The organism is Paraburkholderia tuberum STM678 (genome assembly GCF_902833905.1).
GTDB lineage: Bacteria > Pseudomonadota > Gammaproteobacteria > Burkholderiales > Burkholderiaceae > Paraburkholderia > Paraburkholderia tuberum.
Window position 1 is genome coordinate 120,523 of record NZ_CADFGP010000012.1, and the last position, 18,702, is coordinate 139,224.

The 18,702-nt window shown below is 63.0% G+C and carries 15 protein-coding genes; 9 read left to right on the plus strand and 6 right to left on the minus strand.

The genetic code is table 11. From position 1 onward, the window contains the following. Window positions 1–261 precede the first annotated feature (261 nt). From HWY30_RS13190 to HWY30_RS13215, 6 genes are all read left to right on the plus strand, one after another. Window positions 262–1,638, plus strand: coding sequence for an efflux transporter outer membrane subunit (locus HWY30_RS13190; RefSeq protein WP_244144898.1), 1,377 nt, complete (start codon window positions 262–264; stop codon window positions 1,636–1,638). Between the two features lie 239 nt (window positions 1,639–1,877). After that, window positions 1,878–4,490, plus strand: coding sequence for an FHA domain-containing protein (locus HWY30_RS13195; RefSeq protein WP_090807579.1), 2,613 nt, complete (start codon window positions 1,878–1,880; stop codon window positions 4,488–4,490). After that, entirely contained in the window at window positions 4,468–5,841 is a 1,374-nt protein-coding gene (locus HWY30_RS13200; RefSeq protein ID WP_090807577.1) for a beta-barrel domain-containing protein, read from the plus strand. The genes HWY30_RS13195 and HWY30_RS13200 overlap by 23 nt, the downstream gene beginning before the upstream one ends. 37 nt (window positions 5,842–5,878) lie before the next feature. Further along, window positions 5,879–6,631, plus strand: a complete 753-nt coding sequence (locus tag HWY30_RS13205) for a peptidylprolyl isomerase (RefSeq protein ID WP_090807575.1) — start codon at window positions 5,879–5,881, stop codon at window positions 6,629–6,631. A gap of 39 nt (window positions 6,632–6,670) precedes the next feature. Beyond that, window positions 6,671–9,739: a peptidase domain-containing ABC transporter gene (locus HWY30_RS13210; protein ID WP_090807573.1), complete on the plus strand. Its 3,069-nt coding sequence runs from the start codon at window positions 6,671–6,673 to the stop codon at window positions 9,737–9,739. Further along, a complete protein-coding gene (locus tag HWY30_RS13215) occupies window positions 9,736–11,091 on the plus strand; it encodes a sigma-54 interaction domain-containing protein (RefSeq protein WP_090807571.1) in 1,356 nt (451 codons plus the stop codon). Before HWY30_RS13210 ends, HWY30_RS13215 begins: the two co-directional genes overlap by 4 nt. 45 nt (window positions 11,092–11,136) lie before the next feature. Here the strand turns inward: HWY30_RS13215 and HWY30_RS13220 are convergent, their stop codons facing one another. Further along, window positions 11,137–11,907: a PP2C family protein-serine/threonine phosphatase gene (locus HWY30_RS13220; RefSeq protein ID WP_090807568.1), complete on the minus strand. Its 771-nt coding sequence runs from the start codon at window positions 11,905–11,907 to the stop codon at window positions 11,137–11,139. 5 nt (window positions 11,908–11,912) lie between these two features. Next, window positions 11,913–12,200: a hypothetical protein gene (locus HWY30_RS13225; RefSeq protein ID WP_090807566.1), complete on the minus strand. Its 288-nt coding sequence runs from the start codon at window positions 12,198–12,200 to the stop codon at window positions 11,913–11,915. Window positions 12,201–12,650: 450 nt separating this feature from the next. Between HWY30_RS13225 and HWY30_RS13230 the strand changes: the two genes are divergently transcribed. Both HWY30_RS13230 and HWY30_RS13235 read left to right on the plus strand, forming a co-directional pair. Next, entirely contained in the window at window positions 12,651–13,172 is a 522-nt protein-coding gene (locus tag HWY30_RS13230) for a lecithin retinol acyltransferase family protein (RefSeq protein ID WP_090807562.1), read from the plus strand. A 40-nt stretch (window positions 13,173–13,212) separates the two neighbouring features. Continuing rightward, on the plus strand, window positions 13,213–13,464 hold the full coding sequence (locus HWY30_RS13235; RefSeq protein ID WP_090807560.1) for a hypothetical protein: 252 nt from the start codon (window positions 13,213–13,215) through the stop codon (window positions 13,462–13,464). A gap of 4 nt (window positions 13,465–13,468) precedes the next feature. Here HWY30_RS13235 and HWY30_RS13240 read toward each other — a convergent pair whose 3' ends face one another. After that, window positions 13,469–14,347 carry a LysR family transcriptional regulator gene (locus HWY30_RS13240; protein ID WP_090807558.1) on the minus strand — a complete coding sequence of 293 codons (879 nt, stop codon included), beginning with the start codon at window positions 14,345–14,347 and terminating at the stop codon, window positions 13,469–13,471. Window positions 14,348–14,687: 340 nt separating this feature from the next. On the opposite strand from HWY30_RS13240, the gene HWY30_RS13245 reads away from it, so the two are divergent. Continuing rightward, the gene (locus HWY30_RS13245; protein WP_090807556.1) at window positions 14,688–15,179 is read left to right on the plus strand and encodes a DUF4126 domain-containing protein; all 492 of its coding nucleotides are present in this window, start codon (window positions 14,688–14,690) and stop codon (window positions 15,177–15,179) included. A 65-nt stretch (window positions 15,180–15,244) separates the two neighbouring features. Here HWY30_RS13245 and tehA read toward each other — a convergent pair whose 3' ends face one another. The 3 genes from tehA to HWY30_RS13260 form a co-directional block, all read right to left on the minus strand. Next, window positions 15,245–16,267 carry a dicarboxylate transporter/tellurite-resistance protein TehA gene (gene tehA, locus HWY30_RS13250; protein ID WP_090807554.1) on the minus strand — a complete coding sequence of 341 codons (1,023 nt, stop codon included), beginning with the start codon at window positions 16,265–16,267 and terminating at the stop codon, window positions 15,245–15,247. 180 nt (window positions 16,268–16,447) lie between these two features. Beyond that, the gene (locus HWY30_RS13255) at window positions 16,448–16,798 is read right to left on the minus strand and encodes a response regulator (RefSeq protein WP_090807552.1); all 351 of its coding nucleotides are present in this window, start codon (window positions 16,796–16,798) and stop codon (window positions 16,448–16,450) included. A gap of 6 nt (window positions 16,799–16,804) precedes the next feature. Next, the gene (locus HWY30_RS13260) at window positions 16,805–18,325 is read right to left on the minus strand and encodes an ATPase domain-containing protein (RefSeq protein ID WP_244144899.1); all 1,521 of its coding nucleotides are present in this window, start codon (window positions 18,323–18,325) and stop codon (window positions 16,805–16,807) included. Between the last annotated feature and the right edge of the window lie 377 nt (window positions 18,326–18,702).

Here is an 18,702-nt window from a genome sequence, read left to right on the forward strand (position 1 = left end):
CCACGCATCCTTCGCGTATCCGCCGCTCCCCGCATCGACTTTTCCGCCGCTTCATTGCCGAAGCCGCGCGGAAGCGGCTCGGGCTGAAAAACCGGGCATCTCGCGCGAAACAGGCGGGTGCAACTGGAGACCACCGTGTCAGCATTGCCGGAATCATCGTTCGATTCGTCGTGTGATTCGCTGGACCTTCAGCGGATTCCTGCTGAAGCCAGGACGCCTCGCCGCATAGCCCGTGTGCTAAGCGGGATCTGCGCGGCAACGATGTGCGCTTTGGCAGTGAGCGCGTGCGTCGACGTCAGCATGCCGGCTTATCGACGCCCGGACACGCCGGCCAAGACATCGTGGTCGGATCGCAATGGCGCGCCGGTATCGGCCGCGGAGACGATCGAGCGCGACTGGTGGAAGGGCTTCCAGGATCCGTACCTCGATACGCTGATCGACAAGGCGATCGACGGCAACTTCGATATCCGGGTGCTGGCCGCGCGTATCGAAGTCGCGCACACGCAGATCAGCGAGACAGGCGCGGCCGCGTTGCCGACGGCGGACCTCGGTGCCGGCGCCGACTACACGAAGACGACTGGCCAGCCTTTGACGAAGACGTACAACCTCGCGCTGCAGGTGAACTGGGACATCGACATCTGGGGCAAGGTCGAAAAAGGCGTGCAGGCGCAAAAGGCCGAATTCCACGCGAGCGAGGCGGATTGGCGCGCGGGATATCTCGAACTCGTCGCGAATGTGGCCAGTACCTATTTCCAGATCCTGCAATTCGACGACCAGATCGCACAGCAGCAAAAGACCATCGCCACGAACAAGCAAATCCTGGCGATCTACGAAGGCCAGGCGCGCAATGGGCTCGTGCCGCAAACGCAGGTGTTGCGCCAGCAGGCGGAGATCAACCGGCTCACCAACGATCTCTATGATCTGCGCCGATCGCGGGCGGTCTCCGACAACGCGCTATGCACGTTGCTCGGCGTGCCGGCCGGCGAATTCCATGTGCCGCAGGGCCATTTGCAGGAGCGCGTGAAATTGCCGGGCGTGCCCGATGGTTTGCCCGCGCAATTGCTGTCGCGCCGCCCCGACGTGGTGGCGGCCGAATTCAGGGTGCTCGAGGCCTATGACCTCGTCGGTCAGTCGAAGCTCGCGCAATTGCCGAGCATCGGCCTCACCGCGCAAGGCGGCACGGCAAGTTACGCGCTTAACCAGTTGCTGAAGTCGTTCACGTTCGGCCTGATGCCGAGCATCAATTTTCCGCTGTTCGATCCGGGCGTGCGCGCACATGTGAAGGTGACCGAGGCGCAATCGAAAGTCGCCGAGCAGCAATATCGCGTGGCCGTGATGGGCGCGTTCGAGGAAGTGGAGAACGCGCTCGTCAATCTGAGTGCCCATAAGGCGCAGCACGCGGAATTGCAGCAGCAGGTGTCGCGCCTGCAGATCGTCGCTGATCAGATCCAGTCGCAACTGCGTCTTGGCGTCGTGTCGCAGCTCGAAGTATTCGAAGACGAGCGGACCTTGCTGGAGGCGCAACAGGCGTTGCTGGAAAACCACCAATTGATTCTGTCCGACACGGTAACGCTTTATAAGGCGCTCGGCGGCGGATGGCCCGGTGTCGACGTGCAAGCGCAGGTCAAAGAGAAGTAACGAAACATTGAGCTAATCCACGAGTTGGCGTACCGCGCGGGTATTTCGTCGGCTGACGGCTTATCCGCGGTCTTCTCATCCGGCGATATCCAAATTGACACTCTCGATGCGTGACTTACAATCCTTTAGGGGTCAGCGTTTGCGTGGCTCTTCACGACAATATCGTTGCGCCGTTGTCCTTCGTCCAGTTCGCCCCGCGTTCCCGCCGCGGCAGGTAAACGCTTAGCGATCCAGATAAAATGGCCACCGGCGAAGCTCCGATTGCTGAAATGCGCGTGACAGTGGACGCTGCCTTCGACGTGGTGTTGTCACCGGTTGCCTGCGCGCAGCGCCCCGCGCTCGATGCCATTCGCATCGTCGACAACCTGTTCGCCATCGGCCGCAGCGAAGCGCCGTTCAGCGACTATCCCGCACCATGGACCGCCGCGCTCTCGCGCCGACATGCGCGCGTTTTCATCGAGCATGGCGCGATTTATGTTGCCGATCTCGGCAGCAAGAACGGCACGACGGTCAACGGCATCGCGGTGCGACAAACCCCCGCGCGTGTACGCGCCGGCGATGAACTCTGCTTTGGCGGTGAACTGCGCTATCGCGTCGGCATCGAGCCGCGCGCGCGCGTCGTCACGGCTGGAAGCGCTTCTCCCCTCATTCATCTATTGCTGGTGCCGCAGCGCGATGACCTGGGTCTGCAACCGGTCGACGTGCTGGCTTTTCCATTTCTGGTCAGTAAAACGGACGAGGTTTTCTCGCGCTACAAAGACCGTTATCCGCACCAGGTCAATTACATTTCCCGGCGCCATGCGCACCTGTTTCTAAAGGGCGGCGAGCTCTATGTCGAGGATCTCGGCAGCACCAACGGCACGTTCGTGAATGGACAGCGGATCGGCGAATCGGCGCTTGCACTGGCGGACGGCGACGTCGTTGCATTTGGCGGCGACCACTTCGTCTACAGGGTGTCGCTACAGAACTCCGCCGACGTCGAACCCACCGTGACCCAGCTCTCTCTTCAGCCCGCTGTCGACAGTGCCGCCGATGCCGACAAGACGACCTTCGTCGGCGCCGCGCATTCGTTTCTCGACATCTTTTGCGTCGATCCGGCGCTGCAACGCGAAGACGAAGTGAATGAAGCGGCGCAGCCGGGCTCCGCGCGCGCGAAGCGTGACGGAGTAGGGACGGCAAATGGCGCACAGGGCGCCAAAGGTGCGCAGGCGGGGCATCCCGCCGATACGAGAGACGGCGCGAACGAAAGAAGCGGCAAAGCTAAAAGCGCGGCAAGAGGTAAGCCGCGTCGCTGGAAGATGGTCGCCGGCGAACTCCACAAGGCGTTAGCGGACGGCGAGCGCACCAATGTGCGGCGCGCGGCGGCATGGGGCGCAGCGGGTATCGCGATCGTGGTTGCGCTTGGCGTGGGCCTTTATCTGCACGGTTCATCGGAACGGGAGTTGAAGAGCCTGCTCGCGAGCGGCGATTACTCGAGCGCTCTCACGATGGCGCGCGGCTATCTGGCCACGCATCCGGCGGACACGAAAATCAGCGCGCTCGCGAGCGAGGCGTTGTTGAAAGCGAACTTGCCGGGCTGGATCGAAGCCGTGCAAAAAGCGCAGTTCGACCAGGCCGACACGCTGCTGAAGAACATGAGGGCGTTGAGCGGAAATGACGCCGATGCCGCGTCGCTGGTCGGCGAATTGCAATGGGTCGGCGATCTCGAACGCTTCGTCGCGGCGCGTGGCGGCGTCGACGCGCCGATCCGCATGTATACGGACGAAGCGACGATCAACGGTCTGCTGCACCGCTGGGACGACGACGCGGCGAGTCACCAGCGCGCGCTCGATCGGATTGCGAGTTACGTGCCGGTCTTCGCGGAGCCCTACGCACACACGCTCAGCCATCTGCGCAAGCTCGAAAGCGACGATTCGGTGTACGTCGCCGCGATCGATCGGCTCAATGGCGTAATTCATACCGAACTTTCGCGCGACAAACCCGATGCGCTGCCGCCGGTACTCGACGATTACGCGCAGCGTTATCCGCGGCTCGCGGGGCTCGATAGAGTGCGCGACGATTTGCGCCAATACACCGGGTTGCTGAATGCCGCGTTGAGCCGTCAATTGACGTCATTGCTGGCGATGATGAAAACCGTGCGCTTCAGCACGCCGCCTTTTCAGGCGCAATTCCAGCAGCTTGCGGCGACGCGCTTGCCGTCGCCGGACATCGTTCAACGGCAGGACGCGGTCGATGCCGCGTGGCAGCGCGGCGACGCGCAGCAGGCGCTGAACGATTTGCAGTCGATGCCGGCGAGCCCGTGGTCCGATGTGCTCGCGGCCGAAGCGACGCACAAGCAGGCGTTGTCCGATCAATACAACGATCTGCGGAAAACGCGTGACGGGAAAGATTACGACCAGCGTCTGCTGTCGTTCTACGCGAGCCTCGATCCGCGGACCGACGCATGGTTCGTGCAGGCGATCCAGAAAGACGTGGCCGCATTGCATGACAAGGCACTCGCGCATGCGCAAGATCTGCTGGTGCGCGCGCAAAGCCTGTGGAAAGCGTACCGCGCGAACGGCCCGATCGGCGGCACGCAGCGGCTCGAAGCCGGCATCTCGCCGGGCTTTCGCAACGAGGCGCGTCTGCTGAGCGAGGCGCAGACGGCGGCACGCCAGGGCATGCGCATCTATACGCAGTTGAAGGCCGATCATCCCGCCGACTTCGATCGCCTGCTCGCGGATATCGAAGCCGAAGCGAGTTTGCAGCGCCGCTCGTTGACCGAGTTGCGCATGGTGCTGGACCCTGGGCTGCTGAAAGCGAAGCTCGCGTTGATTGGAGGCGATCAGAGTGAAACGCGATCCTCACCCTAGACCGTTGTCGGAGGCGCTCGAAGATCATAGCGTCGAAGGCATTGCGATTCTGACGTCCGAGCCGGTGCGGCTTGCGCGCGCGCTGATCTGGGCAATGGTCGCGCTCGTCGTGTCGGGTTTGCTGTGGTCGTTCGTCGGCCGCGCGGATGTGATCGTCAGCGCGCCCGGCACGTTGGCGCCGGAATCGGAGGTGCGGCGCATCTATACACCGATCGACGGCGAACTCGCGGATCTGTATATCGCCGAGGGGCAGCCGGTGTCGAAAGGCGACGTGCTCGCGCGGCTCAATGCGCGCGGCGCGATCGAGGCAGCGAGCAACGCGTTACAGGCACAAGTGAAGCTCGAAGACGCCGAACGCGAATGGAAGCAGTTCCCGGAGAAGAAGGCGTTGATGGAACGCAAGGCCGCGTCGTTGAAGGCGCAACTCGAAGTCGAGGAGCGCTTGCACGAGAATCGCGTTTCAGAAGGCACGACGAAGCTTGCCGAAGGGCAGAAGGCCGAACTCGACGAAGCGCGCAGCTCGCTCGACAACGCGCGCCGCACGCGCGAAGCGGCGAATCAGGAACTCGATCGCTATTCGCGGCTGTTCGCGCAGCCGGGCGGCGGTGGCATTGCCGAATTACAGGTCGAGCAGAAACGCACGGCCGCGCTCGAAGCGGATAACGCTTACCGTGTCGCGCAGTCGAAGCTGGCCGAGCTCGACTTTCGTCTGAGCCATGAATACGCGCAGGCCAATGCGCAACTGGCGACGAGCGGCCAGCAAAGCACCGATCTGCAGCTGCAATACGATCAGGCGGTGCGCGACATCACCGATGCGGAAGACAAACTGCGCGTGCAACTGCAAAGCGCGCGCCTCGAAGCTGATGCCGCCGCGCGGGTGCGTTTCGAGAACATCGATAAAGACAATTTTCTGCTGATTCTCGCGCCGGTTTCAGGCGTGATCACCGACGTCACGTCGACGCAGCGCGGCGACAAGATTCAGGCGAATGCACCGCTCGGCGGCATTGCGCCAAAAGACGCGCGGCCCGTGCTGAAGATCGAAATCTCCGAACACGACCGCGCCTTTCTGCACGTGGGCCTGCCTGTCAAATTGAAGTTCAACGCGTTTCCTTACCAGCGCTACGGGTTGATCAGCGGCACGCTCGCCTATATCTCGCCGGCCACGAAGCCATCCGCGCAGGACAAGCAACCGGTCTACGAAGGCCGTGTCACGCTGGACAAGGACTACTACCAGGTGGCCGGCACGCGTTATCCGCTGCGTTACGGCATGACCGCCAATGCGGAAATCGTCGTGCGCGAGCGGCGCCTGATCGACCTCGGTCTCGATCCGTTCAGAGAGGTGGCGGGTTGAGCGCGCGAATCAAACATCCACGAAAGGAGCCGAGCAAATGACCGCGATAGTGCGTATCGATGATGAAGTCGTGGACGTGGACGAGTTCATTCGTCTTCTGAAACTGACCGGCCAGTTCGAGAGCCTGGTCGAGCAGATCGTGCGCGACAAGCTTACCGTCCATGCGGCGAAGAAGCAGGGCGTCGCCGTCAGCGCCGACGAAATCCAGCAGCGCGCGGACCAGTTTCGCCGCGTGCGCGGGCTGCATCGCGCGGCGGACATGAATCATTATCTCGACGCGCTGCACGTGAGCCTCGACGAATTCGAGGCGTTCATTACCGACGGGCTTTATCAGGAGAAGATGCTCGACAACATCGGTAACGAGGCGGCGATCCATGATTACTTCGCGCTGAATTCACCGAAGTTCGACGCGATCGAAGTCAGCCATATCGTGCTCGATAGCGAAGGCAAGGCGAAGGAAATGATCTCGTACCTGCACGACGACCCCGACGCCTTCGGCGAGATGGCGCGCGAGCATTCGATTGCCGATACGCGCGAGTCGGGCGGCGTGATCGGCAAGGTACTGCGCGGTTCGCTGAAGCCCGATATCGAGGCGAAGATCTTCAATGCGGCGGTCGGCGATCTGCTTGGGCCGTTTCCGTCGGCCGACCGTTCGTGTTTCGAGATCTTCGCGGTCACGGCCAAATATCCGGCCACGCTCGATGCCGACGTGGCCACCGAAATCCGCCGTTTGCTGCGCGAGAGCTGGCTCATTGCCCGCGCCCAGGAACACGTGATCGAAGCGCGCTAGTGCCCGACTAGCGCCCGATAAAGCGAGGCTCACCGATACATGGACGCCCTCCAGACCGCGCCATCCGCGCCTTCCACCGCCGAATTTCTCGCTTCGGTGGAGATCCTGTCGCCGTTCTCGCGCGACGAAATCGAGCGGCTTGCCGAGTACGCGCAGGCAAAGTTCTATCCGTTCGGCGAAACGGTGTGCTCGGCCGGTGACGTGGCCGAAGGTCTCTATGTGATCCGCTCGGGCACGGTACGCATCTTCTCCGAGGAGCACGGCAAGGAAACCAGCATGGGCGTGCGCAAGTCGGGCGAGATCTTTGCCGACATTGCGATGTTGCGCTCGTATGTTCACGAAGCGTCGGTACGTTCGTCGGGCAAGACCGAAGTGCTGTTCCTTCCGCGCAGCGCGATCGAACCGGTGATGGCGGGCAACGCCGCCGCGTCGGCGTTCGTCGCCAGCTATGTGGCGATCAATTCGGCCGGGGGCTTCGTCGCGCAATTGTTCGATCTGCGCGGCAAGCTGAACAAGGCGGAACTCGAAGAGTACGTGCGCAGCGTCGGCGCAAAACGGGTCGCTGCCGGCAAGGAGATTCTGAAACAGGACGGCCGCGACGACAGGCGGCTTTATGTGGTGCGGCAAGGCCAGGTGCGCATCGTGCGGCAGGAGGAGGGCCACGACTATACGCTCGCGACGCTCGGCAAAGGGGAGATATTCGGCGAGAAGGCGTGCCTGATGCGCCAGGAACAGATGGCATCGGTCGTTGCAACCACCGACACGCGGCTGCTGGTCATCCCCGAGCGCACCGTTCATTTCATTCTCGAGCGCAATCCGAAACTGCGAGAAGTGCTCGACGAGCGGATCCGCTATGGCGACCGCGAATTACAACGGCAAAAGCGGCTCGAACAGCGGCGCAAGCTGCCGTTGATGCTCGACCTGCAGAGCAAACCGGAACTCGGCGAGAAGATCATCCGGCGTTTCGCGCTCGTCGAGCAGGCCGAGGAGATGGATTGCGGCGCCGCGTGTCTCGCGACGATCTGCCGCCATTACGGCATTCCGATGACGCTCGGCAAATTGCGCGAACTCGCGAACGTGACGACGCAAGGTGCGACGCTCGACAGCCTCGCGCGCGCGGGCGAGTCGCTCGGCTTCACGACGCGCGGCGTGCAATGCACGTTCGATTCGCTGCGCGGCTTCGATCTGCCGTTCATCGTGCATTGGGAGGGCTATCACTATGTGGTCGTGTACGGGCTGTCGAAAGACTATGTCTGGATGGCGGACCCGGCACTCGGTTTCAGAAAGCTGAGCGTCGAAGATTTCGAACGCGGGTGGAGCGGCACCTGCCTATTGTTTACCGGCGGATCGCAGCTGCTGCAGATGTCGGCCGAGCGCTCGCCGTGGATTCGCTTTGTCGGCTATCTGAAGCCGTACCGCAAGATACTCGGCTATCTGTTTCTGGCGACCTTCGTGATTCAGGTGCTCGGCGTGATTCCACCGCTGATCATTCAGAACATTCTGGACGGCGTGATCGTGCATCAGAACGTCAGTCTGCTGCATATGCTGATCGGCGGGCTCATCATCTCCAATGTCTTCACGCAGTTGATGTCGACGATTCGCGCGTATCTGGCGAACTTCATGGTTCGCAACATGGACTTCGCGATGATGTCGCAGTTCTTCAAGCATACGTTGTCGCTGCCGTTCTCGTTCTTCGCGAAGCGCAAGACCGGCGATATCTTCGCGCGCTTTCAGGAAAACCAGACGATCCGCGCGTTCCTGACCGAATCCACCGTGACGACCGCGCTGAATCTGCTGATGATCTTCATCTACTTCACGATCATGTTCGTGTACAACGTGAAGATGACGCTGGTGTTGATCGCGTTCGTGATTCCAATCATGGGGCTCACGGTGATCGCGACGCCGAAGATCAAGGGCTACGCCCGCGAGGTCTTCACGGCGTCGACCGAGGCGAAGTCGTTCCTGATGGAAGCTCTGTCCGGCGTCGAGACCGTCAAGGGCATGGGCATCGAGCGGCCGGTACGGTTGCGCTGGGAGAAGAAATACGCAAAGGCGCTCGAATTGCAGTATCGCGCGCACGCATTCAATATTCTGGTCGGCTTCGGCAGTCAATTGCTGAATGCGGCAACGACGATTGCGATTCTTTGGGTCGGCGCGAATCTGGTACTCGCGCGTGAATTGACGATCGGTCAGCTGATCGCGTTCAATGCATTCATGGGCAGCGTATTGAGTCCGCTGATGGGTCTCGTCGGCTTGTGGAGCATGCTCAACGATGCGGGTGTCGCGATGGAACGGCTCGGCGATGTGCTCGATATCGAGCCCGAACAGAAGCCGCAGGATTTGCCCTCGCGCGTGATGCTGCCGGAGCTGCAAGGCGAAATCAGCCTGCAAGGCGTGTACTTCCGCTATGGCGAAGAGGATTCCGCTTATGTGCTGGAGAACATCAGCTTCGATATCAAGCCGGGTGAACTGGTCGCGATCGTCGGGCGCAGCGGGTCGGGAAAAACCACGCTCGCGAAGCTGCTGGTTGGCTTCTATCAGCCGAGCGAAGGGAAAATAACGATCGACGGCTATGACTCCGGCGTGATCGACAAGACTTATTTCCGCGCGCAAATCGGCTACGTGATGCAAAGCAATCTGCTGTTCTCGGGCACGATCGCCGAGAACATCGCAAGCGGCGACGACGCGCCGGAGCGCCGCCGCATCGAGGAAGTCGCGAAAATGGCCGACGCGCATGGCTTCATCAGCAAGATGCCGCTCGGTTATGAGCAGATCGTCGGCGAGCGCGGCATCGGTTTGTCGGGCGGTCAAATCCAGCGGCTTTGCATTGCGCGTGCGTTGTATCACGATCCGCGTCTGCTCGTGTTCGACGAGGCGACGTCGGCGCTCGACTCGCAATCGGAAAGCAATATTCTCGGCAACATGCACGACATCCTGAAGGGCCGCACGGCGGTGATAATCGCGCATCGGCTCAGCACGATCATGCGCGCGGACAAGATTCTCGTGCTGTATGAAGGCGCGATCGTCGAACAGGGCCGTCACGAGGAGCTGATCCAGCGCGGCGGCATGTACTATCAGCTCGTGCAGAAACAGTTGAGTGCATCATGATGAAGATACTCGACCAGATTGAAGAGGCGAGCCCCGCGATATCGTACGCGGGACTGATCGAGCGGATCGAGATCCTGCGCTCCACGTTGCGCTGGTCGTCGCGGCTCGAACGCGCCGATATCGACAAGCTGCTGAGGCAGGCCACGTCGTTGCGCGACGAAGTGATGCAGCTTTCGCACAAGGAGCGCTTCGTGCAGGCGGCCACCGCGGGCGAGCCGCAGACGAGCGCGGAGCAATCGCGCGGTGCGCGCCGCAAGGCGCTACTCGAACGCAGCTTCATTTTCGAGGGCACGTTCGGCGACAACCCGCGTTTGCTCGAATCGCTCGAAATCGCGGAAAAAGCGGCGCCAACGGATTTGCCGGTGTTGATCGATGGAGAAAGCGGCACCGGCAAGGAGCTGATGGCGAAAGTGATTCACGCGAATGGCGCGCGTGCGGACAAGCCGTTCATTTCGGTGAACTGCGGCGCGATTCCCGACAATCTGCTCGAATCCGAACTTTTCGGGCATCGCAAGGGCGCATTCACCGGCGCGTCGAGCGACCGCAAGGGAAAATTCGAAAGCGCGCATACGGGCACGATCTTTCTCGACGAAATCGGCGAGTTGCCGCTCGCGGGCCAGGTCAAGCTGCTGCGTGTGCTCGAGGCGCACGAGATTCAACGCGTCGGCTCCGACGAAACGATCGCGGTCGATACGCGCATCGTCGCGGCGACCAATCGCAATCTGCGCAAGCTCAGCGAGGAAGGCCGGTTCCGCGAGGATCTGTTCTACCGGCTCAGCGTGATTCACGTGACGTTGCCGCCGCTGCGCGAACGGCGCGACGAAATTCCGTTGCTGATTGCGTGGTTCTGCGACGAAGCGGCGGGCACGCTGAAACGCCGGCCAGTCAGGTTGACGCCGCGTTTGCGGGACTTTCTATTGAGCTACGCGTATCCGGGCAACATTCGCGAATTGCGCAACGTGATGTACCGCATCTCGTGTCTGGCTGCAGACATGGCCGACATCGAGCATTTGCCGCTCGATATGCGACCCGCCGCACCCGGTTCAACGGCGGCGCAGGCGGAGGGCGGGCAGGCGAGCGGCGAGCAGCCGATCAGCGTCGCGAATCTGATGTCGTTGAGCGACGCGAAGCGGGCGGCCAGCGACGACGCCGAAAAAGCGTTCCTCGAACGCGGACTGCGTGAAGTCAGCGGGACCGTCGCCGAACTGGCGCGGCGCATCGATATGAATCGCTCGCACTTGCAGATGCTGCTGAAAAAGCACGGCCTGCACTCGAAGGATTTCCGCAATCGCAATGCGCCGCCCACGAAGAACGGCGCGAACGAGCGCGACGAGGAAGACGACGAAGGCTGAGTGAAGGACCACTGACCGCTCGGTGAAACGCGCGCCTGAAGATCATCAAGGCGCCGGGTTCAGCAAGGTCTTGTCCGCGGCATTCGGGTCCTGCGCTTCGACGACCACTGCGGTGATGTTGTCGCGCCCGCCGCGCGCGAGCGCGAGGTCGACGAGTTCGCAACTTGCGTTTTCGCGCTCCGCCGTGGTCAGCACGGCGGCGATCTCGTCGTCGCTCAGTTCGTTGCTGAGACCGTCGCTGCACAACAGGAACACGTCGCCGTCGGCGACTTCGATCGCGTCGTCGTCGAGTTCGAGCGAATCCGTTGCCCCGACCGCGCGCGTGATCATGTGCTGCGCGGGATGATGGCGCGCCTCTTCGTCGGTGATGACGCCGAGCGAGCGCAGCTCCTCGACCTGGCTGTGATCGCGCGTCAGTTGCCGCAATTGCCCCGCGCGGTACAGGTAGATGCGGCTGTCGCCGGCCCACACGTAGCCGCAGAAGCGATCGCATGCAAGCAGCACGACCACGGTGCTGCCGATGCGCTGCACCTGGCGGCGCGCGGCTTCGTCGCGCAATTGACGGTTCGCGGTTTGCAGACGCGTGCGTACATCGGCGATCAGCATTCTGAGGCCGTGCGGCGCCGCCAGCTGAGTCAACGCGTCGATCACGGTGCGGCTGGCAACGTCGCCGACCGCGTGACCGCCCATCCCATCGGCGACAGCCCAGCGTCCCGCTTCGGGCTCGTCGAGGCAGGCATCTTCGTTGATTTCGCGGACCCGTCCCGTGTCGGAACGCGCGGACGACGTCCAGCGAAATTGGCTCTCGCATGTCACAACGGCTACACCATATCGTTTCGGTTGCGTGCGTCGGGAGACACGGTGAGGTTCGCGTTCGCGCCGGTGTTGCGTACGTCGACCGACTGGAACTGGTTGATCATCTGGTTAGCATAGAAGTTGTTGGAGACCTCGTACAGATTGACCACCGGCCCAATGCTCGGCGTTTGCGGCACGTACGGCTGAATCCAGCCATAGATCCATGGCGCGCCGCCGCCACCGCGAATCGCCGCCATCGCCTTGCGATCGAGCGCGAGGTTCAGCGAGAGGTCGTTCAATTTGATGCAGGACATGTCGTTCTCCGGTTGGCCGCGTGCGCAATGCGCGCGGCTGAATGGACTCTGCACCAGACGCTGCAAAGGCCATGCCAATCGGGGGCGGATTCGACGCGAAGCCCGCGGCGCATTGACTGGCGCGGCTTGCGCGGTTTTACCACGAACGCGGTCGACGCGATCGGTCGGCTCGCGGCCAACAAGCCCACATTCGAACAGGTGTGAGACCCAACACATTCGGCGGGGTCCCACGGGTTCTCCATTCAGTTGAAATCAACCCGCGACACGACTCGCAAATGAGCGACGCACACCAACAGATCAGCGCGATTTCTGTTGGTCCCGTCCTGACATCTTCCTCTTCAGAAAACCGCTCGATCGGCCGTCAACCCTGTAAACAGGGGTTTTCCGGCGCCTGGCCCGGATGATGCACAAGCTGTCGCAACAGTGTTGGAAATGCGAACGAGGCCAGCCATGAACACCCAAACGCTCGATACACGCGACGACGACCCGCAATCCGCAGCCGCTTGCGACACCGCATCATCGACGATCGATCTGCCGATCGGCGCGCACCTGGTCACGCAACGCAACGGCTACGAACATCACGGCATCTATGTCGGCAATGGCCGCGTCGTGCACTACTCGGGCTTTGCGGCCTCCGCGCATCCCGGACCGGTCGAGGAAGTCGAACTCGCGCGCTTCGCCGCCGGCCATTCGCTGTCGGTTCGCGCCACGCCGAGCGCGATCTACGTCGGCGCCGATGCGGTGCGCCGCGCGCGCTCCCGCCTCGGCGAAAACCGCTATCGCCTGCTGACCAACAACTGCGAACACTTCTGCGCGTGGTGTCTGCTCGGCGAAAGCCGCAGCGAACAGGTGCATTGCTGCTTGCGCCATCCGAGCACGGGCATGCGCGCACTGCTGTGCCTCGTGAAGGCGTTTGTCGAGAGCGGGGCGAGGAACGAACACCGCGTGGCGCAACTCGCGCAAGTCGCGTGAACGCAGCGCGTCGGGAACGGGACGATTCGAGGAGAACATCATGGTAGCCGCAGAAAAAAGCTTGCACTGGGCCGTCGACAAATGGCTCGCGCCCACGCCGTCGATGCCCGCGCGCGTGGTGCGGTTCTGCCATCGCGCGTCGCAGCAGCAACGCTATGTATGTGTGCAGGCGTTGAAGCCGGCAGGATTGCTGTCGATTTTCTTCTTCCGCCACGGCGACGGTTCGTGGAACGTGTTCCCGCCGCAAGCCGAGCGGCCCGCGATGAACGGGTATTGCCGCACGGCCGCGTAGAAACTCATGCGTGACCCGCCGTGGCCGCTTCCGTGGCGAGCCACTGACTGAACAGCAACATCGCCGGCGTCATCGGCTTGCCCTTCAGGCAGGTCAGCCAGTAACTGCCCGCCTTGACCTCGACGTCGAACGGGCGCACCAGACGCCCGGTATTGATCTCCCTTTCGAACATCAACGCAGGCACGAGCGCGATGCCCGCGCCCTGTATCGCCGCTTCCACCATCAACCGCGACGAATCGAACACCGGTCCGCGCACCGGCCGCGGCGCGATGCCCGCGACCGCGAACCAGTTCATCCAGTCGTCCATGCGGTACGAGCGCAGCAGCGTTTCGTTGGCGAGATCGTCGGGCCGCGCGAGGCGCGCGGCGATCTCGGGCGTGCAGAGCAGCGCGAGCGGCGCGTCGAGCAGTTTGGTGGCGAGCGAGCCGGGCCAGGTGCCGTCGCCGAAACGGATCGCGAAATCGAGGCCCTCGGTCGCGAGGTCGACGAGGTTGTTATTGGTCAGCAGCCGCAGCTCGACGAACGGATGCGCGTCGCGAAACGACTTCAGGCGCGGCATCAGCCAGCCGAGCGCGAACGTGCCGACCACACCGACCGTCAGCACCTCGTGAAAATGCCCGCCGTCGAACTGCTTGAGCACCGCCTCGATACGATCGAACGCGTCGGACAGCACGGGGCGCAGCGCGAGCCCTTCGTCGGTCATCGCGAGGCCGCGCGGCAAACGCTTGAATAGCGCGGTGCCGAGCCGCTCCTCCAGCGAGCGGACCTGCTGGCTGACCGCGGCTTGGGTCACGTTCAGCTCTTGCGCCGCGCGCGTGAAGCTCAGATGCCGCGCGGACGATTCGAACGCGCGCAGCGCGTTGAGCGGAAGATACGGTCTCATGGTGCAGATACAAGATTTTCTTGTGAGTGGGCTAACTTATCACCATCGGCCCACTTCGCTGACTCCCTGTCTCTTATTCGCTAGTCGAATTGTGCGACACTAGGGCCACATCGACGGGGGCAATCGCATGCCCGGCGCCGCGCCAGACGCGCGGTGGCGAGTCGGCAATGAAGAGCCGGCAATTGTGAGCGACGGTGAACGGCCGCCGCGGATTGCCTCGATGTAGGTGGTGAGAAGTTGACTGTCCAGATGGAATGCTCGACATGTTCTGCCGACGTTCGTCCAGGTAAGCCGTCGGCTCGTGCAACCTTGCATCATTGCCCTCGATCGGGAGTCCGCTATGTCCGTGTATGTTCTGGCCTTGCTGATTGGCGTCGTCGCCGGCCTTCGCTCGATGATCGCCCCCACCGCCGTCAGCTGGGCCGCGCGTCTGGGATGGCTGCCGCTGCAAGGCACGTCGCTTGCCTTCCTCGGCTTCGCGGCCACGCCGTATATCTTCACCGTGCTGGCGGTCATCGAACTGATCACGGATCAATTGCCCGAAACGCCGAGCCGCAAGGTGCCGCTGCAGTTCGGCGCGCGAATCGTGCTCGGTGCGCTGAGCGGCGCGGCGATTAGCGGCGCGCATGGCGGCCTGGCGGGGGGCATGATCGTCGGGGTGGTGGGCGCGGTGGTCGGCGCGGTAGGCGCGGTGATCGGCACGCTCGGCGGCGCGAAGGTGCGCAGTTCGCTCGCCAGCATGTTCGGGCGCGATGCGCCCGCGGCGTTGATCGAGGACGTGGTCGCGATCGTCGCGGCTGCGTTGATCGTCGTATCGTTGCACGGGTTCTGACATAAACGCAAAAACGCGGCGGGACGCTTTGCGCGTCGCCGCCGCGTTCGGTCGCTGCCCGCAGCTTATTGAACCCGGGCGATTCGCGCGGCCGTCGTGACTTGCGTGACCGGCGCCGCCGCCGTCGAACTCGCCGCCACGGGCGGCATCAGCTTGCCTTGCATGAGCAGCTGAAGCGTCTTCACGACCAGAATCGCGATGATCGCGTTCGCCACCACGAACAGAACCGGTGCCGCGAATTCGATCGGACCCGTCGCGCCGCGTTCGACGAGACGCAGGGCCATCGTCGGCAACGCCGCTACGCCGAAGCTGAACGCCCAGTAGCCGGGCACGAATGCCTGTTGGCGGATCCACGGCAGCAAACGCAGCAGCATCAGCGCCTGATAGAGACCGTAGCCAAGCAGCGCGTAGGCGAACAGGTCGGGCGTGCCGCTGGTGAGGCTCAAATACGCGACACCACCGACGACTGGCGGCGCGAGTTGCACGCCGAGGGTCGGGCGCAGCGCTTCGGGCAGCGGTTCATGCACGGCGGCGCGATGCAGGATCATCGATTCGAGCGCGAGCCACGCCAGCATGCCGCCGCCGAAAAACAGCTCGCCCAGTTGATGGAAGCCGAATGCGGCCGAGCTCGCCGCCGCGACGAAGCCCGCTCCGACCGTCGGCAGATAGATCGCCGGCGTGGTCAGTTCGGGCTTGCGGCCGCCTTGCCACAGCTTGCCCTGTAGATAGACGCCGAGCCCAAGTTGCGCGATCGCCGCGATGCCGTACAGCGTCAGCGCGAGGGTATGCGCGTACGGCTGCAGCAGTTGCGCGGCAAGCAGCGTCGAAATCGGCGCGAGCGCGACGAACGAAGACTGCACCGGATGATTCAGTTCGGCGCGTGCGTCGTCGGTCCGTGCGAACCACTTGTGCGCGTAGGCGAACAGAATGATGACCCAGACGGCGAGCGCCGCGATCGTCACCACGCTGCCGGCGACGGCCGGCAAGTGCCACAGGCGGATTGCGACGCGCCACAGGTTGGCCAGCGCCAACGAGCCCACCGCGATGCTCAAGAAGCCAGCGGGAACCGCACCACGATTGCTGTTCATGACGACCTCCGAAAGTTGCGTCGCGCTGCGGGTTGCTGGCCATGCGCGATCGATGGCGTACTGTAAAAGGCAACGGAGAATCGCAGAACGCTGCAAACGCTCGACAAATGGCGCGAGCGTCTCAAGCTGTGTTTTAGCGGGGGAAAGGGGCAGAGAAGGCGGGGGGAGGAAGGGCGGCCGTCAACCGCCCATGCGCACCAGCATCGCCAGCAGCTGGTCGAACGAAAGCGGCTTGCGCGCGTAGGCAAAATGTGGATTCGGCTGCACCGGAATGTCCGATGCGGCGCTGCACAGGATGATCGGAATCTCGCGCAGCTCTGGGTCCTCATACAGCGTCGTGCACAACTGGAGGCCCGACATGACCGGCATCATGCAATCGGACACGATGATATCGGGCCGGCTCGAACGGACCAGTTCGAGCGCGACGGAGCCGTTCGACGCCGTCCGTACCGCATAGCCGTGTCGTTCCAGCAGCAGCCGCCACACCGTGAGGATGTCGAACTCGTCGTCCACCACCAGAATGGTTTTCATGGGCGGCTAGGTTTTTCGCCCCAATTGCAGCGTGGCCGACAGGCCCGGCGTCGATTGGATGCCCGCGGCGCCGGGCGAGCCGTCGATCACGTCGAGTCCTTGCGACGAAATCGACAGTTCGCGCAGTGACGTGTCGTGCGCGCTTTCGCGTTGCTTCACCACCGAAATCACGCGCCGCAGTCCGCCTTCGGTCTCGGCGTAGCGCAGCAGCACGAGGTTTTCGGTCAACGCCGACACGCGCACGGCCTTCGCGTGACCCGGATCGCTGTACAGCGGCAGTTCCTCGGTGACGAGCGTCGTGACGGTCGCTTCGCGCAACTGATGCAGCAGTGCATTGAGGAACAGGCCGAAGCGCTCGGTACGCAACGCCGAATCGCGAAAGCCCTCGACGCCGTCGATCACGATGCGCGTCGCGCTGGTCTGCTTGACGGTGGCGAGCGCTTTCGACGCGATTTCATCGACCGCGAGTTCGATCGCCGGGTGCCAAAGCACCATCAGACGACCGTCCTGCCACGCATCGGCAAGCGCGATCGACACCGCTTCGGCCTTGCCGATGAGTCTCTGCGGACTCTCGTAGAAGCCGAGATACACGCAACGCTCGCCGCGTGCGAGACCGGCCGCGAGGAACTGCAGGCACAGCAGCGTCTTGCCGACGCCCGACGGGCCGATCAGCGTGGTCGTCGCGCCTTGCGCGAAGCCGCCGCCGAGCAGGTTGTCCAGGTGCAACAAGCCGAAGCCGAGCCGTGCTTTCAGATCGACGGGGCCCGCTTGCTCCGCGCACTGCGCTTCGAGGCGCGGGAACATCAGCAGCCCGCTGCCGGCGATGCGGAAGAAGTGCTTGCCCATCAGATGATCGCGCGCGCGCATCTTGTGCACTTCGATTTCGCGCGCGCGCCGCATGCCGTCGTGATAGCTGTTCAGCTCGATCAGACCGTCCACCAGCGTGTGCTCGGGATGCGACTCGTTGCCCGACAGCGGCGCGAGCAGCAGTGTCGTGCAGTCCATCGCGGCGACCAGCGCGTTCAGCTCGTGGATGAACTTCGACAGCGACAGCTCGGTTTCGCTGAATTCGCGCGCGCTGCGAAAGCCGTCGATGATCATCAGGCTCGGCCGGTAGTCGTAGATGCTCGACGCGATCAGCTTCAGGAAACCGTCGAGGCCGTCCTGCATCAGCTCGTGATAGCCGGACACGAACAGCATCTGCTGCGCGACCGCGGCTTCGTCGAAAAAGCTCAGGCCTTTCAGGTGACCGAGCAGCTTGTCGTGCGATTCGGCGATCAGCGTCATGTACAGCACTTTCTCGCCTTGCCGCACCCGATGAAAACCGATCTGGCTCGACAGGATCGTCTTGCCGGCGCCGGCCATGCCCTCCAGTAGATAGACACCACCGCTCACGAGACCGCCGCCGAGGATCTCGTCGAAACCGGGCACGCCGGTTTCGACATTGCGTCGCGCCGCGTCAGGCCGGGCCGCGTCAGGTCGCGCCGCGTCGGACGGGCGGGACGTGTTGGATGCGTCGGTAGTCATTGTCGATGTGTCGTTCAAAGTGCGAGCGACGGCCTGGTCGTAACCGTCCTATGCTCAAATCCGTTGGGGCAGCAATCCCCATTCCCGATCGCGAGCGACAGTCTCCCGCGGCGTGAAATGCGGGGAGTCTATCCGGCAACGCGTGCCCGGCGAACGGCGTGTGCTCGACATGGCGGCGTGAGAGGGCGAAAAAGGCCGGCGGCGAGGAGCCGGTGCATGCGGTATGAGGGGGAGTGAAGTGCGGTGGCCGGTCGAACTTGCAAACCGATGCAATGAAACGGAAAGGCGAGCGCTTCGCTCATACGGCGCCGCAGGCTTCGGTCGAGGCTGCCGACCACATAGGTCAGGTGCAGGTTCGAACGAGGGCTGCGAGTGGC

Coding starts and splice junctions, on each gene's coding strand:
- HWY30_RS13225 (WP_090807566.1), bottom strand. CDS start 12,200: ATGTCCTGCATCAAATTGAACGACCTCTCGCTGAACCTCGCGCTCGAT.
- HWY30_RS13245 (WP_090807556.1), top strand. CDS start 14,688: ATGTCCGTGTATGTTCTGGCCTTGCTGATTGGCGTCGTCGCCGGCCTT.
- HWY30_RS13195 (WP_090807579.1), top strand. CDS start 1,878: ATGGCCACCGGCGAAGCTCCGATTGCTGAAATGCGCGTGACAGTGGAC.
- HWY30_RS13255 (WP_090807552.1), bottom strand. CDS start 16,798: ATGAAAACCATTCTGGTGGTGGACGACGAGTTCGACATCCTCACGGTG.
- HWY30_RS13190 (WP_244144898.1), top strand. CDS start 262: ATGTGCGCTTTGGCAGTGAGCGCGTGCGTCGACGTCAGCATGCCGGCT.
- HWY30_RS13210 (WP_090807573.1), top strand. CDS start 6,671: ATGGACGCCCTCCAGACCGCGCCATCCGCGCCTTCCACCGCCGAATTT.
- tehA (WP_090807554.1), bottom strand. CDS start 16,267: ATGAACAGCAATCGTGGTGCGGTTCCCGCTGGCTTCTTGAGCATCGCG.
- HWY30_RS13240 (WP_090807558.1), bottom strand. CDS start 14,347: ATGAGACCGTATCTTCCGCTCAACGCGCTGCGCGCGTTCGAATCGTCC.
- HWY30_RS13235 (WP_090807560.1), top strand. CDS start 13,213: ATGGTAGCCGCAGAAAAAAGCTTGCACTGGGCCGTCGACAAATGGCTC.
- HWY30_RS13230 (WP_090807562.1), top strand. CDS start 12,651: ATGAACACCCAAACGCTCGATACACGCGACGACGACCCGCAATCCGCA.
- HWY30_RS13260 (WP_244144899.1), bottom strand. CDS start 18,325: ATGACTACCGACGCATCCAACACGTCCCGCCCGTCCGACGCGGCGCGA.
- HWY30_RS13215 (WP_090807571.1), top strand. CDS start 9,736: ATGATGAAGATACTCGACCAGATTGAAGAGGCGAGCCCCGCGATATCG.
- HWY30_RS13205 (WP_090807575.1), top strand. CDS start 5,879: ATGACCGCGATAGTGCGTATCGATGATGAAGTCGTGGACGTGGACGAG.